Origin of the sequence: Novosphingobium sp. AAP1, from assembly GCF_001295765.1 — a bacterium.
In the GTDB taxonomy this organism is placed as follows: domain Bacteria; phylum Pseudomonadota; class Alphaproteobacteria; order Sphingomonadales; family Sphingomonadaceae; genus Novosphingobium; species Novosphingobium capsulatum.
The window spans coordinates 85,682-99,635 of record NZ_LJHO01000005.1 but is presented as its reverse complement, the minus strand read 5'-3'; the positions used below and the strand labels follow the sequence as shown (position 1 = coordinate 99,635).

Annotated in this window: 12 protein-coding genes and 1 tRNA gene; 10 read left to right on the top strand and 3 right to left on the bottom strand. The window is 66.9% G+C overall.

The genetic code is table 11. The features are described 5' to 3' along the window. Window positions 1–117: 117 nt before the first annotated feature. Window positions 118–702 (bottom strand): hypothetical protein, encoded by a 585-nt coding sequence (locus IP65_RS12305; RefSeq protein WP_051146207.1) that lies wholly within the window; start codon window positions 700–702, stop codon window positions 118–120. 219 nt (window positions 703–921) lie between these two features. On the opposite strand from IP65_RS12305, the gene IP65_RS12300 reads away from it, so the two are divergent. Next, window positions 922–2,364, top strand: coding sequence for an FAD-binding oxidoreductase (locus IP65_RS12300; protein WP_022674550.1), 1,443 nt, complete (start codon window positions 922–924; stop codon window positions 2,362–2,364). Window positions 2,365–2,534: 170 nt separating this feature from the next. Then, window positions 2,535–3,311: a SapC family protein gene (locus tag IP65_RS12295; RefSeq protein WP_022674549.1), complete on the top strand. Its 777-nt coding sequence runs from the start codon at window positions 2,535–2,537 to the stop codon at window positions 3,309–3,311. A gap of 420 nt (window positions 3,312–3,731) precedes the next feature. Here the strand turns inward: IP65_RS12295 and IP65_RS12290 are convergent, their stop codons facing one another. Further along, window positions 3,732–4,751 carry an N-formylglutamate amidohydrolase gene (locus IP65_RS12290; RefSeq protein WP_231627678.1) on the bottom strand — a complete coding sequence of 340 codons (1,020 nt, stop codon included), beginning with the start codon at window positions 4,749–4,751 and terminating at the stop codon, window positions 3,732–3,734. A 208-nt stretch (window positions 4,752–4,959) separates the two neighbouring features. Here IP65_RS12290 and cpdR point away from each other — a divergent pair, with 208 nt between their 5' ends. The 4 genes from cpdR to IP65_RS12270 all read left to right on the top strand — a co-directional run bounded on the left by cpdR (window position 4,960) and on the right by IP65_RS12270 (window position 6,841). Beyond that, entirely contained in the window at window positions 4,960–5,322 is a 363-nt protein-coding gene (cpdR, locus tag IP65_RS12285) for a cell cycle two-component system response regulator CpdR (protein ID WP_028657389.1), read from the top strand. Window positions 5,323–5,412: 90 nt separating this feature from the next. After that, window positions 5,413–5,487 (top strand) — tRNA-Val (locus tag IP65_RS12280). A 170-nt stretch (window positions 5,488–5,657) separates the two neighbouring features. Beyond that, entirely contained in the window at window positions 5,658–6,089 is a 432-nt protein-coding gene (locus IP65_RS12275; protein ID WP_054131941.1) for a hypothetical protein, read from the top strand. After that, entirely contained in the window at window positions 6,086–6,841 is a 756-nt protein-coding gene (locus IP65_RS12270; protein WP_054131940.1) for a hypothetical protein, read from the top strand. Before IP65_RS12275 ends, IP65_RS12270 begins: the two co-directional genes overlap by 4 nt. Before the next feature lie 15 nt (window positions 6,842–6,856). Here IP65_RS12270 and IP65_RS12265 read toward each other — a convergent pair whose 3' ends face one another. Beyond that, window positions 6,857–8,266, bottom strand: coding sequence for a sulfatase (locus IP65_RS12265; protein WP_054131939.1), 1,410 nt, complete (start codon window positions 8,264–8,266; stop codon window positions 6,857–6,859). Window positions 8,267–8,438: 172 nt separating this feature from the next. Here IP65_RS12265 and IP65_RS12260 point away from each other — a divergent pair, with 172 nt between their 5' ends. The 4 genes from IP65_RS12260 to IP65_RS12245 all read left to right on the top strand — a co-directional run bounded on the left by IP65_RS12260 (window position 8,439) and on the right by IP65_RS12245 (window position 13,940). Beyond that, a complete protein-coding gene (locus tag IP65_RS12260; protein WP_156306578.1) occupies window positions 8,439–8,981 on the top strand; it encodes a hypothetical protein in 543 nt (180 codons plus the stop codon). 136 nt (window positions 8,982–9,117) lie between these two features. After that, entirely contained in the window at window positions 9,118–10,341 is a 1,224-nt protein-coding gene (locus IP65_RS12255) for an NADP-dependent isocitrate dehydrogenase (RefSeq protein WP_022675940.1), read from the top strand. A 155-nt stretch (window positions 10,342–10,496) separates the two neighbouring features. Then, window positions 10,497–12,068, top strand: coding sequence for a DUF1963 domain-containing protein (locus tag IP65_RS12250; protein ID WP_156306576.1), 1,572 nt, complete (start codon window positions 10,497–10,499; stop codon window positions 12,066–12,068). Between the two features lie 102 nt (window positions 12,069–12,170). Beyond that, on the top strand, window positions 12,171–13,940 hold the full coding sequence (locus IP65_RS12245; protein ID WP_054131936.1) for a cation:proton antiporter: 1,770 nt from the start codon (window positions 12,171–12,173) through the stop codon (window positions 13,938–13,940). Window positions 13,941–13,954 lie beyond the last annotated feature (14 nt).

Here is a 13,954-nt window from a genome sequence, read left to right as displayed (position 1 = left end):
GCCGCCACCCTGGATGCAAGGCCACCGGTACGGGCCACTTGCGACCCGACACTCAATGCGGGCCCGCTATGCCGAAACCTGCCGGAAAGTCAAGGAAAGCCGCATGTGCCTGCGCACTCAGCGGCCCACCTCGCGCAGGCGGGTGATCATGCAACTGGCCCCGGCACGCGAATGGATCACGTCACGCCCGGTGCAGAGCATCCCATCACTGCTTCTTTCGGCATAGAAACCGACATAGAAATCGCGGGCATTGCAGGTTTTTTCCAGGCTGGCGACAACCTGGCGACGGTCTCTGAGCAGCAGGACGATCTGGCTGTCCGACGAAGACGGCGCGATCGCCGCGATCCCGCCCAGCGCCACGCACCCCCCGCCATGGCGCCCACGCAGCACCATCATGGGCTGGGGCATGGGCGGTGGCGGCGGCATGTCGCGGCCCATGATGCCGGGGGTAATGCGGATGATCAGGCGCTGCTCGATGCGCACCTGGCGCCAGGTTTCATCGGCCAGGCCATCGGCCAGCGCGCCGGGATCATCCAGCAGGTCTGGCGCAGCCTGGCTCATCGGGCCCGATGCGGCATCGCGCAGCGGCTGGGGCAGGCTGGCGGCGGGCATGGCCTGGCTGACCGGCGCAGAAGCGACTGCACCAGCCGGCGCCGTGCTCACGGCGTCAGGCCCGATGGCAACGCTCGCAAGCGCCGCCATGGCCAACAAGGGATGGACCAGACCAGGCATCAGCAAATCGGCAAAAACCAACGATCCCTCATGTCCGTGACCTTAGCGCCCCCCTTGGCACCTGGCCCGAACCGACAAGCCTCCAAGAGGCAGGCACTGTGCCTTGCAGCCAGCGCTTGAACAACGCCTTAACCCGGCCACGATGAAAAAGGAATTGCTGCGCGGCGCGCAGCGGCGTAGCCGGAGGCCATGGTCGAAACGCTTGCACCCCGCGCGGAAACCGCGCCTTTCCTGGAAGCCGCCGCTGCCCTGTTGGGCGCGAAGGGCTTTACCACCGATCCCGATGCGATCTCTCCCTGGCTGACCGACTGGCGCCAGCGCTTTACCGGTCGTGCCCTGGGCATGGCCTCGCCCGCCACGACCGACGAAGTAGCCGGCCTGGTGCGCCTGTGCGCGGCGCACAATGTGCCGATCGTGCCGCAGGGCGGCAACAGTGGCATGTCTGGCGGCGCCACGCCGGATGAGACCGGCCACGCCGTGGTGCTCTCGCTGCGCCGCATGAATGCGATCCGCAGCGTCGATACCGCCACGCGCAGCGCCACGTGCGAGGCCGGCGTCATCCTGCAAGTGCTGCACGAGGCGGCCGAAGCCAAGGGCCTGCGCTTCCCGCTGTCGCTGGGCGGCAAGGGTTCGGCCACGGTCGGCGGGTTGATCTCCACCAACGCCGGCGGCACGCAGGTGCTGCGCCATGGCTCGATGCGCGCGCTGGTGCTGGGGCTCGAGGCGGTGATGCCCGATGGCACCGTGTTCAACCAGCTGGTGCCGCTCAAGAAGGACAACCGCGGTTTCGATCTCAAGCAGTTGCTGATCGGATCGGAAGGCACGCTGGGCGTGGTCACCGCCGCCACGCTCAAGCTGGAGCCCGCCGTGGCGGCGCGCGAAGTGCTGTGGGCCGGCACGCAAAGCCTGCCCAAGGCGCGTGAACTGTTGCTGCTGGCCGAACGTCTGGCCGGCCAGGCGCTGGAAGGCTTCGAAGTGATGCCCCAGCACAGCCTTGACGCGGTGCGCGACTATCTGCCCGGCGCGCGCCAGCCGCTGGCCGAAGACCACGCCTGGCACGTGCTGATCGAAATGGTCGCCGATGCCGATGGTGCCGAACGCCTGCCCGACCTGGCCCAGCGCGTGCTGGAAGAAGCGTTTGAGGCCGGGCTGATCGACGATGCCACCATGGCTGCCAACGAAACCCAGGCCGAGGCATTCTGGAACCTGCGCGAATCCATTGCGCCGGCCGAACGCGCGCTGGGCCCGGCGGTCCAGCACGATATCAGCGTGCCGGTGGAAAAGATGCCCGCCTTCGTCGAGGAAGCGGTGCCCCAGTTCGAGGCGCAGTGGCCCGGCACCCGCGCCGTCGGATTTGGCCACCTCGGCGATGGCAATATCCATTTCCACGTGATCGCCCCGCAAGGGGTCGACCGCGCCAGCTGGGAAGCGGGCGACGGCAAGGCGATCAGCCGCCAGGTCCACGACATGGTCACGGCCTGGGGTGGCTCGATCTCGGCCGAGCACGGCATCGGCCAGTTGAAGCGCGATGAACTGGCGCGGCTGGGCGATCCGGTGGCGCTGTCCATCCTGCGCCATGTAAAGCAGGCGCTCGATCCCCAGGGGCTGATGAACCCCGGCAAGCTGATCTGACACCCGCGCCGGGGGGCGGCCGATTCCAGCCCGATAGCGAATCGGGAACGTTTTGGCCGATAACCCCCCAGTCCGGCGCGGCCTTGCGCTTGTCACTGCCGGGTTGAGGCCTTATGCCCGGCGCGCGCCCGTGCTGGCCACGGGCCCGTTATTGTTTTCGGAGAGAGTTCATGGCCAGCGCGCCGCAAGCCAACCTGCCCCTGTTCTACCAGGACCTCATGCCCCTCAACACGCGCGACCACGCCACGTGGCGCGCGCGCGGCGCCCAGTCGGCCCCCTGGCTGATCGGCCAGCACGCCATCCCGTTGACCGTGGAAGAGTTCCCGCAGGCGGCCCGTCACTTCCCCATCATCTTCGCCTCGGGTGACAATCCCGTGCCGCTGGCGCTGATGGGCCTGAACGAAGGCGTCAACGTCTTCGTCAACGAAGAAGGCAAGATCGACCAGCCGGTCTATCTGCCGGCCTATGCCCGCCGCTATCCCTTCATGCTCGCCAAGCTGATGCCCGACAGCGACGATCTGTCGCTGTGCTTCGATCCGTCGAGCGGCCTGGTTGGCGAATTCGAAGATGGCGAACCGCTGTTCGACGGCGACCAGCCGAGCGAAGCCACCAAGCAGGCCCTGCAGTTCTGCGAGCAGTTCGAACAGGCCGGCCAGCGCACCCAGGCGTTCATCGATGAGCTCAAGAAGCACAACCTGCTGATGGAAGGCGAAGTCGCCATTCAGCAGACCGGTGTGGACCAGCCGTTCATCTATCGCGGCTTCCAGATGGTGAATCAGGAAAAGCTGCGCGAAATCCGTGGCGACGTGCTGCGCGGCTGGGCCCAGAGCGGCCTGCTGCCGCTGCTCTATGCGCACATCTTCTCGCTCGACCTGATGAGCACGATCTTCGGCATCCAGGCCGAGCAGGGCAAGGCCCCGGCTCCGGTGGCAGTGCCCGCACTCTGATCCAGCAGGGTGGTCGGTACGCCGGCCGCCCTGCTCCGGGTTAAAGCGCCGAATCAGACAAGCCCCTGCCGGCAACGGCGGGGGCTTTTTCGTGGATTGCCCGCAAGTCTGTCTTCATCCTGACGCGCGCCGGTGTCACAAATTGTGAGGAATCACCCGAGCTTGGCCGCATGCTTAACGCCAAGTGTATTTGCCGTTCAGGAAAGGGCTGCGCAGCAAACAAAGATTCACGGTAAATGCAATAAATTTCTGCATCACCCCCTTGCATGGCCGGAAAGTGTTGCCTATCTTCATCACATCAGGTCGGCGCTCCCCTCATGGCCCGATCTGATTGGTGCACTTGGTGCACCTCCTCCCTGAACCTTGGCCACCTGGAGCTTGTCTCCAGGTGGTTTTTTCTTGGGGAGTTTGGGCGGGTCGCTACTCCGCCGCGCGGGGCCAGCGTTGCGCCGCCTGGCCCATGGCCGCAACATCGGCCGCCAACGCCCGCACCATGCCGGTCATCGTTTCCACCACGTCGGCCAGCCCCTCGCCCGGCTCTGCCAATGCGGCATCGAGATAGGCGCTGCGATCGATTTCCACCTGCATGGCATGAATGCCCGCCTCGCGCCGGGCCTGGCGCTCCAGGCCATAGCCGCCGGCATAGGGCCGGTTGTGCGCGGCGCGCGCACCGCAGCTGGCCAGATGGGCAAAGGCGGTGCCCATCACCCCGCCTGCACAGGCCGCGCCAAAGCGATCGCCCAGCACATAGGTGGGTGGCGCCTCCGCCGAATCGCGACGAGGCAGCGGCGGCATCGAGTGCAGGTCGATCAACAGCGCCGCCCCCCAGCGCGCAGCCAGATCAGCCAGCGCGTCGGCCAGGGCCTGGTGATAGGGCAGATGGATTTGCGCGATGCGCGCCTGGATTTCGGCCGCCGGGGTGCGCTGACGCCAGATTTCGCCCAACCCGACCAGCCGGCGGGGGACCAGCCCCAGCCCGCTATGCGCCCGGCGCGCCGCCATCGGCCCGCGCGGCAGCGGCGGAAAATCCGCCATGGCCGGATCGGGCACGATCATCTCGCGATCAAGATCATCCGGCGCGCGGTTGAGATCGATCATCGCGCGCGGCGCTCGCGCCACCAGCAGCGCCGCCCCGGTGTGCCGCGCCACGGCCTGTGCCACCAGATCGACCAGGCGATCCTCCAGCCGCCGCGCCGCCTGCGCCGGCTGGCGCATCGCCGCCAACACCCCGGCGGGATAGGACCGCCCGGCATGGGGCACAGCCAGGATCACCGGAATCGGCGCAGGGTTGGCCCGCTGCAGCACGAACGCCGGGCCACCCTCCCCCGGAATCGTGCCGCCTTCGCTGTGGATTACCGGGGAAACCGGGTCGGTGCCGCCTGGCCTTGCCCCAAGGTGGCACGAATCGGTTGCGGGACGATCGTTTGCATCCATCATCATTGGCTGCAATGCTTTGCCAGTTCTGTCAAAAGCGCATCTGGGCAAAACTGCTGCCACAGCCAGCATCGATCACGCCGATGATGCTGGCCGAAGATTGTTAACCCGCCGGGCGCTATAGCAGCCCCCCGGCCGGATGCCCGCGCCGGTCACGGCGTGGCGCACGGGCCGGGTGCATCTGGAAAACGACATGGAAAATCAGAAGGGTAACATGATCCGCATTCTGCTGGCAGAAGACGAAGAGGCCATGCGCACCTACCTTGCCCGCGCCTTGGAAAACGCCGGCTACAGCGTGGTCGCCGTCGATCGCGGCACCGCCGCGGTTCCCCTGCTCGAAAGCCAGACATTCGACCTGCTGCTCTCGGACATCGTCATGCCCGAAATGGACGGGATCGAACTCGCCCAGCGCTGCAGCGAAATCAGCCCGGGCACCAAGGTGATGTTCATCACCGGCTTTGCCGCGGTTACCCTCAAGGCCAACCGCGAGGCACCGCAGGCGCGCGTGCTGTCCAAGCCTTTCCACCTGCGCGACCTGGTGATGGAAGTGGACCGCATCTTTGCCGACGCGGCATAAAAAATCCGGATTTGCCCCCTTGCCAAGCCCCGGCGGCGCGGTTAGTGGGGCGCTCCCGACGCCGAGAGGCTGACGGACATTCGATGGTGCGGGCGTATAGCTCAGTGGTAGAGCACTATGTTGACATCGTAGGGGTCGCAAGTTCAATCCTTGCTACGCCCACCATCGGAAACCCTTGAAAAGCCCCGCTTCGGCGGGGTTTTTTCATGGCCGCCGCCGCCATCTTTTGCGCGTCTCGTCCAGAAAATCTCACCATCGGGAAACACGCTGCAAGCCGATGCACGCTAGCTCTTGCGCAAGGGGCCTGGCGCCCCATGTGAAATGGGAGAGCGAGAATGATCGATTGGCTCGGGATCATGGCACTGGCCGCCACCACGGCGCAGCCGCTGCCGGCAAGTACGCAGGTGGTCCATCGCGGCAACAGCTATGATGTGACCTATCGCGCGCAGACCCAGGCGCGGCACAAGTCCGTGGGCATGAACGCCCCCACCCGCCAAGGCAGCGAGCGATGCGAGCGGACGGTCACCGTGGTGGCAGAGCGGCGGATCGCCCTGCCTGGTGCCGACGCCGCTCTCACCCACCGCCTGCCCGGCGCGCGCACCTGGCGCGATTCGATCCCGGGCCATTGCCGAAAGGATGCAAACGCGCAGGCGGCGGTGGCGCAACGGTCCGCCCAGATTGCGCAGTTCCTGGCCGAAGCGATGGAGCGCGATCGCCCCGATGCCCTCGCCGCGATCGAGGCCGCCCACGCCCTTGCCGCGCGGTGAGGTGGGCCATCGCGGCCCTGGCCACCTGCCTTGGCAATGTGCCCTTTGCCATGGCCCAGGATGGCGAGGCGCCAATCGATGTTGAAGTGGAGGCCGCCAGCGACTGGATGGCGCGCGGCCTAAGCCAGAGTGGCGGCCGGGCCGCACTGCATCTGGCAGGCAACTGGGCCCCGGACGAGCGGGTTGCCATCGCCGCGGCGGTCACCACCCTGCGCGGCAGCGCGCGCCATGGTGGCAGCACGCTGGGCTTGGTCGTCGCCCCGCGCCTTGCCGGTACGGTGGCGGGCTGGCAGTGGAGTGCGGGCCTGGCTGGCCATGGTTTCAATGGCCGGGGGCGGCTGGCCTATGGCGAAGTGCGCGGCGCCCTGGCCGGCACGCTGGGCCCGGTGCAACTCGCCATCGGCGCAGACTATGCCCCGCCGCAAACAGCGATCGGCGGCGACAATCTCTATCTACACGCCATGCTCCAGGGCGCGGTGCCCGGCTCGGCCCTGACGCTGCATGCCGGCGGCGGCTATTCCCTTGGCCGGGCCCGGCCGGGGGAAAGCGCCTGGCGCCTGCGCCCGCAGGGCGACTATGCCGACCTGCAGGCCGGCATTTCCCATGTTTCGCGCCGGCTCACGCTGGGGCTGCGCGCCAGTAGCACGATCGGCCAGCGGGCCGCGCCGCTGCCCCAGATGGCAAGTGGACTGCCGGCAAGGCGCGAGGGAACGCGCCTTGTTGCCTATCTGCGGCTGAACGCCCTGCCCTAGGCCTAGCGGGTTGGCTCAATCCGTGGCGATGAAGTGATCGGCCAGAGTCTTGGCCGTAAACCCATGGCTGTAGCTTTGCGGATCGAGCGGCAGCATCGTGGCGTTCCAGCGGTTCCAGTCCTGCGTCAGTGCGGCAAAGACATCGGGATGGCGCGCTTTCAGATTGGCGCGTTCCATGGGATCGGCCTCGACATCGAACAGGAACGTATTGTCGCCGATTTTCAGGTATTTCCATTGGCCACGCCGCGCCGCCTGCTGATCGTGCAGCTTGTAGCGCCAATAGAGCGTGCGTGCCGGCAGGCTACCACCGGCAATCGCGCTGCGGATGTCAATGCCATCAGGGGCAAAGGCAGGATCGGGCGCGCCGCCCGCCGCAGCGACGAACGTGGGTAGCCAGTCCATCGAGATGATCTGTGCCGCGCTGGTGCTGCCCGGCTGGCTCAGGCCGGGCCAACGCACGATCGCAGGGATGCGCAGGCCCCCTTCGAGCAGTTCGGTCTTGCGCCCGGTGAACGGCCAGGTATCGGCAAAGCGTTCGCCGCCATTGTCGCTGGTGAACACCACCACGGTGTTGTCGGCCTGCCCTGAATCCGCCAGTGCCTTGAGAATCCGGCCGACCTGAAGATCCAGGCGCTGCACCATCGCGGCATAGGTTTTCTGGCTGCCGCCATCGAAGTGCATCAGCGCCTCGGGGTCTTTGGACTGGGCCAGCCGCTTTGATTCGCTGTCGTCGTCCGGGGTTTCCCAAGGCCAGTGCGGCGCGGTGAAATGCAGGCTGAGCAGCCAGGGCTTGCCGATGCCGGCATTGCGCCGCACCGCCGCCACGGCATGATCACCCAAGAGATCGGTCAGGTATCCGGCCTGCTGCACCGGCGTTGCCCCGTCCCACAAATCCGGCCGCCCGCCCGAGGTGGCGTGGGTGTAATAGTCCACCGCGCCGCTGCGGATGCCCCAGAATTCGTCATAGCCGCTCAATCGCGGATCGTAGTCGGGCAGGCTGCCCAGATGCCACTTGCCGATCAGCCCGGTGGCATAGCCGACCTTGCGCAGCAGCGAAGGCAGCGTGGGTTGGCTGGGTGGCAGGCCGATCGCGCGCTGTGCCAGCGGCTCTTCCAGCCCCACCGGCAGGCGATATTGATAGCGCCCGGTAATCAGCGCCACGCGCGTAGCGGTGCACACCGCGCTGTTGGCATAGGCCTGGGTAAAGCGCACGCCCTGCTGCGCCAGTGCATCGATCGCGGGCGTGGCATAATCGCGCCGGCCATAGCACGAGACATCGGCATAGCCCATGTCATCAGCCATGATATACAGGAAATTCAGCTTCTTGCCCGTATCGGGCACAGCCAGCGCTGGCGATGCCAGTGCCGCGCCTCCGGCAGCAAGGCCGGCCAGGGCTGCGCGGCGGGAAAGGCGGGATGCGGGCATGACAGGCTCCTTGCGGCACGACGGAAATGACACGGCAGAGGTCAGCCGGACGCCAGCCATTGTCTACAAATTTAATTGAACACCCCGTATAGCCATGCTTGGCTCTGCAATTGCGCCACATGCGAGCCAACTGCGCTTGATCGCGGAGTGCCGCACAGGCCACGTGCCCGGCATGAATGATGTTTCCACCGATGCGACCCTGGCGTGCCGGCGTCTGTACTGGTCCGCACTGCAGGATCGGTGGGACCGCCGCACCCGGCAGGCCGCGGCGTGGCTGGCGGACGAGGCCGGCGTGGTGGATATCGGTTGCGGGCTGATGCCGCTGCGCGACCATCTGCCGGCCGGCACCCGCTATGTACCGGTGGACATTGTCGATCGCGGGCCCGGCACGGTCCTGACCGATCTCAACGCCGATCCGCTGCCCCGCTTTGCCGAACGCGCCGCCGCGATGCTCGGCGTGGTCGAATATGTCACCGATCTGCCGCGCCTGTTTGCCCAGTTGCGCCAGTTCGACCGCGTCGTTCTGTCGTACAACCACGCGTCGGTGCAGGATGTGCTGTGGGCCATGCGCCTGCGCCGCAAGGAGGTGATCTGGCTGCATCGCCATGGGCCGGCGCGCTTTGCCCGCCTGCTGGAAGACGCCGGCTGGCACATCGCGCGCCGCCACCGCGTGCGCGTGGGCGAGGCGATGTACGATCTGCGCAACAGCCCTTGAATGGCCGCCACGTTGCCGCACTGCGGCGCAAAACATAAGCTCGGTTCAAGAATCGCCGGAGCCGCGCTTGCGCCGCGTTCCGCACCTGCTAAGGGGGCAGTAAGTTCAACTCCCCAGGCAAGGCAACAGGACGGCTATGGCGAAGATCAAGGTGAAGAACCCGATCGTCGAGATCGACGGCGACGAGATGACCCGCATCATCTGGGAATGGATCCGCGAACGCCTGATCCTTCCCTACCTCGACCTGGACCTCAAGTATTTCGATCTTTCGGTCGAAAAGCGTGACGAAACCGGCGATCAGATCACGATCGATTCAGCCAACGCCATCAAGCAGTACGGCGTGGGCGTGAAGTGCGCCACGATCACCCCGGACGAAGCCCGCGTCGAAGAATTCGGCCTCAAGAAGATGTGGAAGTCGCCCAACGGCACGATCCGCAACATCCTGGGCGGCGTGGTGTTCCGCGAGCCCATCGTGATCCAGAACGTGCCCCGCCTCGTGCCGGGCTGGACCGACCCGATCGTGGTTGGCCGTCACGCCTTTGGTGACCAGTACAAGGCCACCGACACCCTGATCCCCGGCCCGGGCAAGCTGCGCCTGGTGTTTGACGGCGTGAACGGCGAATCGATCGATCTCGAAGTGTTCGATTTCCCGTCGGCCGGCGTCGCCATGGCGATGTACAACCTTGACGATTCGATCCGCGACTTTGCCCGCGCCAGCTTCAACTATGGTTTGAACCTGGGCTGGCCGGTCTATCTGTCGACCAAGAACACCATCCTCAAGGCCTATGACGGCCGCTTCAAGGACCTGTTCCAGGAAGTGTTCGACAGCGAAGGCTTCAAGGAAAAGTTCGCTGCCGCCGGCATCGAATACCAGCACCGCCTGATCGACGACATGGTCGCTTCCGCGCTCAAGTGGTCGGGCAAGTTCGTGTGGGCCTGCAAGAACTATGACGGTGACGTGCAGTCCGACACCGTGGCGCAGGGCTTCGGCTCGCTCGGCCTGATGACCTCGGTGCTGATGACGCCCGACGGCAAGACCGTGGAAGCCGAAGCGGCCCACGGCACCGTCACGCGCCACTATCGCCAGCACCAGCAGGGCAAGGCGACCAGCACCAACCCGATCGCCTCGATCTTCGCGTGGACGCGCGGCCTGATGTATCGTGGCAAGTTCGACGAAACCCCCGATGTGGTGCGTTTTGCCGAAACGCTGGAGCGCGTGTGCATCGAAACCGTGGAAAGCGGCAAGATGACCAAGGACCTCGCGATCCTCATCGGCCCCGACCAGCCCTGGATGACCACGGAAAAGTTCTTCGAAGCGATCGTGGAAAACCTGGAAAAGGAAATGGCTGCCTGGGCCTGAACCCGCGCCATTTCGCATGAAAAAGAAAGGCTCCGGCGTCTGCCGGGGCCTTTTCTTTTGGGGGGGTAACCGGCTAGCAGGACATGACGCGGTCTTGCGGGGCACAACAGGCGCAAGCAGCCGTGGGCAAGGGGGCCTTGGGCAAAGTGAGTAGCATGACGCAATTGGCACCCATGGTGGGGATCGCGCTGGCCGTGGTGGCCGTGCTCGCCACGCTTGTGGTGCTGCTGATCGTGCGCCGCCGCCGCGCCGCCGCCCTGGCCGCGCAAGAGGCCGAACTTGTCGAAGAAGCCCCGCCCCCACCGCAGCGCCGCCGCAACTTTGGCCCCGGCGCCGGCACCGCCGCCGATCAGGCTGATATGCCAGACGATGGCCCGAGCCTGCCCGCGTTCGTCACCGCTGCCCAGGCAGCCAGTGCCGACGCGCAACCGACCGCGCCATTCGTGGCCGAACCGGCTGCCCCGCGCCAGTCGCGCGGGTTGCCGGCCGCCATCGCCGGCGCTCTGGCCCAGGCCGTGGTGTTTCGCCAATCCTTCCCGCCCGCGCCCACCGGGGCGCACAGCTTCTATGGCGGCGTGCCGTTTACCCCGGGGCCTCTGGAGTGGCCGCGCTCTGCCCACACCGGCCTGCCGCTGCATTTCCTGTTGCAGGTGGATTGTGCGCAAGTGCCACCCCGCGCACGCCTGGGCGTGTTGCCCGGCAGCGGCGCGCTGCTGTTCTTTGCCGATCTCTCTGCCGCGCCGGGCGGCGCCGCCACAACCGAAGGCCGCGTGATCTGGATCGATGATGCCGGCGCAGCCGAATGGACCGAGGCAGAGCCCCCCGCTGATCTGCCGCCGGCCTATGCCGATGCGGCCGCTCAGGCCTGGCCATGGGCCATCGACGCGGCCGACGCGCCACAGGTACTGCCGCGCTGGCCGTTCGCGCCCGCTGTGATCGAACTGACCACGGCGGCACACGATCCGGCCGCGCCGCCGCTGACCTGGCCCGAAAGCGCGGCTACCGCCGATGCCCTGCTTGCCGCGCAGGGCAGCCCGGTGGCGGTTTTTGCCCTCTCGCCCAACGATTTCAACCTGGGCGACGATGGCCTGATGGATCGGCCCTGGCCCGGTTTCCCGCACGATTGGCTGTCGATCCAGACGCTGGTGGCGATGCTGCTGCGCGAAGCCGGGCGGACCAGCGTGGCTGCCGCCCGCGCGCTCTGGCCCGATCTGGCGGACGAGGATCGGCGCACGCTGCTCGCCCAGATCGAAAGCGAATGTGGCGAATGGCATGCTCTGGCGCGCAACAAGGCGGCCTTTGCCGACGTCACCGCGCCGGTGCGCGACGCGTTCTGGCAATGGTTTTCCAGCTATGCCCCCCTCGCCCGCCTGGTGGCGCCGCGTGGCTGCGTGGCCGCGGTGGAAACCACGCTGCACGCCCTGCCCGGCAGCGCGGCGGCGTTTCCCGATGAACTCGTGGCGCGGCTGGCCTATCGCCACGCGCTGGCGGTGCGCACCGCTGCGCGCGTGCACGCCCGCGTGCCCGATCGCCTGCTCGCCGCGCCGTGCGAAACCGAGGCCGATCAATCCGACCGCATCCGCCGCCAATTGCTGCTGCTGGAACTCTCGGCCGACGAAGCACTGGGCCACCACCTGGGTGACCACGTCCTGCAGTTCTGGATCACGCCCGAAGACCTTGCCGCGCGACAGTTTGCCGCCGTCGAGGTGACCGCGCCCGCCGTCTGAGCCGATTCCCACCCGGAACGGTGGCGCTTTTGCTGGTCAGCCACACAAACTTACCGTCGCCAGGGGTGGCCAAGCCGGACTCCACCCCCTAGCCTGCGCGGCATGGCAGGCCAGCTTCTTCCCACGTCCGCACTTTCCGATGCCCTGGTGATCCTAGGGGCGGCGGGTATCGTCATTCCCGCCTTTGCGCGCTTTCGCATCACGCCGATCATTGGCTTCATCCTGGTTGGCCTGCTGGTGGGCCCCTATGGCCTGGGCTCGCTGGCGCAGCAGCTGCCCTGGCTGCACTACATCACGATATCCAATCCCCACGCGATAGAGCCGTTTGCCGAGTTCGGCATCATCCTGCTGCTGTTCGAGATTGGCCTGGAACTGTCGTTCAATCGCCTGTGGTCGATGCGGCGGCTGGTGTTCGGGCTGGGCGCGATGGAACTGATCGGCTCGGCGCTGCTCGTGGGCCTGGGCCTTATGCTGCTGGGCCAGCCGGTCGCCGGGGCGCTGGGCCTGGGTCTGGCGCTGGCGCTCTCGTCTACCGCGCTGGTACTGCCGATCTCGGGCACGCAGGGGCCGGTTGGCCGCGCCGCGCTGTCAATGTTGCTGTTCGAAGATATCGCGCTGGTGCCGATCATCTTCCTGCTCGGCGCCATGGCCCCGGTGGCAGCGGCCAACGCGCCCAGCCTGGTCGAAACCTTGTGGAAGGGTGGCGCTGTGATCGTCGCGCTGCTGGTGTTCGGACGGTTCGGCCTGCCCCCGCTGTTTGCCCAGGCCGCCAAGACCAAGAGCCCCGAACTGTTCCTGGCCGCCAGCCTGCTGGTGGTGATCGTGGCGGCTCTCGCCACCGGCGCGGCCGGCCTGTCGCCCATCATGGGCGCATTGCTCGCCGGCCTGCTGATCGCCGAAACCGAGTATCATGGCGAGGTTGAGGCAATCACCAAGCCGTTCAAGGGCCTGGCGCTGGGCGTGTTCCTGATCACCGTGGGCATGGGGATCGACCTGCGCGTGCTGGTGGCCAATTTCGGCCCGCTGGCGCTGGGCGTGCTGGGCGTGGTCGTGGCCAAGGCCGTGGTGACCGGTCTGCTGCTGCTGTTCTGGGGCAAGGAACGGTCGACTGCGATCGAGACCGGCATTCTCATGTCCAGCCCATCGGAAACCACGCTGATCGTTTTGGGCACGGCGGCGCAGGCCCAGTTGATCCAGCCGGCCACCGCGCAGTTCTGGCAGATCGTGACCGCCATCGGCCTTACCATCACGCCGCTGCTGGCCAAAGTGGGCCAGGTGGGCGCGGGCCGCGTGCGCAATCGCGCCCGGGCGGACGAGGTCGCTGTGGAAGAACCTGAAGGCCGCCGCACCGTGATCCTGGGCTTTGGCCGCGTCGGCCGCCTGATCGGCGAGATGCTCGCCGAACATGGCCGCCCCTACCTCGCGCTCGATGCCGAACCGGCCGTGGTCCGCGCCGCGCGCGCCGCCGGGCTGCCGGTGCTGTTCGGCAATATCGACAGCGCTGCGGTGATCGACCGGCTCAATCTGGCTGACGCCAGCGCGGTGATCGTGACCATGGACGAGCCGGTGCTGGCGCTGCGCATCGTGCGCAAGCTGCGCACCCTGGCGCCAGAGGTGCCGATCATCGTGCGCGCGCGCGATCCCGGCCACGCGGCGCAGCTCTATCGTGCCGGAGCCAGCCACGCCGTGCCCGAAACGCTGGAAAGCTCACTGCAACTGTCAGAAGCGGTGCTGGTCGACCTGGGTGTGCCAATGGGCCCAGTGATCGCCTCGATTCACGAAAAGCGCGATCAGTTTCGCCAGCAGATCATGGCCGAGGGCGAACTCGCCGCGCCGCCGCGCCTCAAGGCGAGCCGTTTGCGCGAGCGGTAACGGAAGGAAGGATA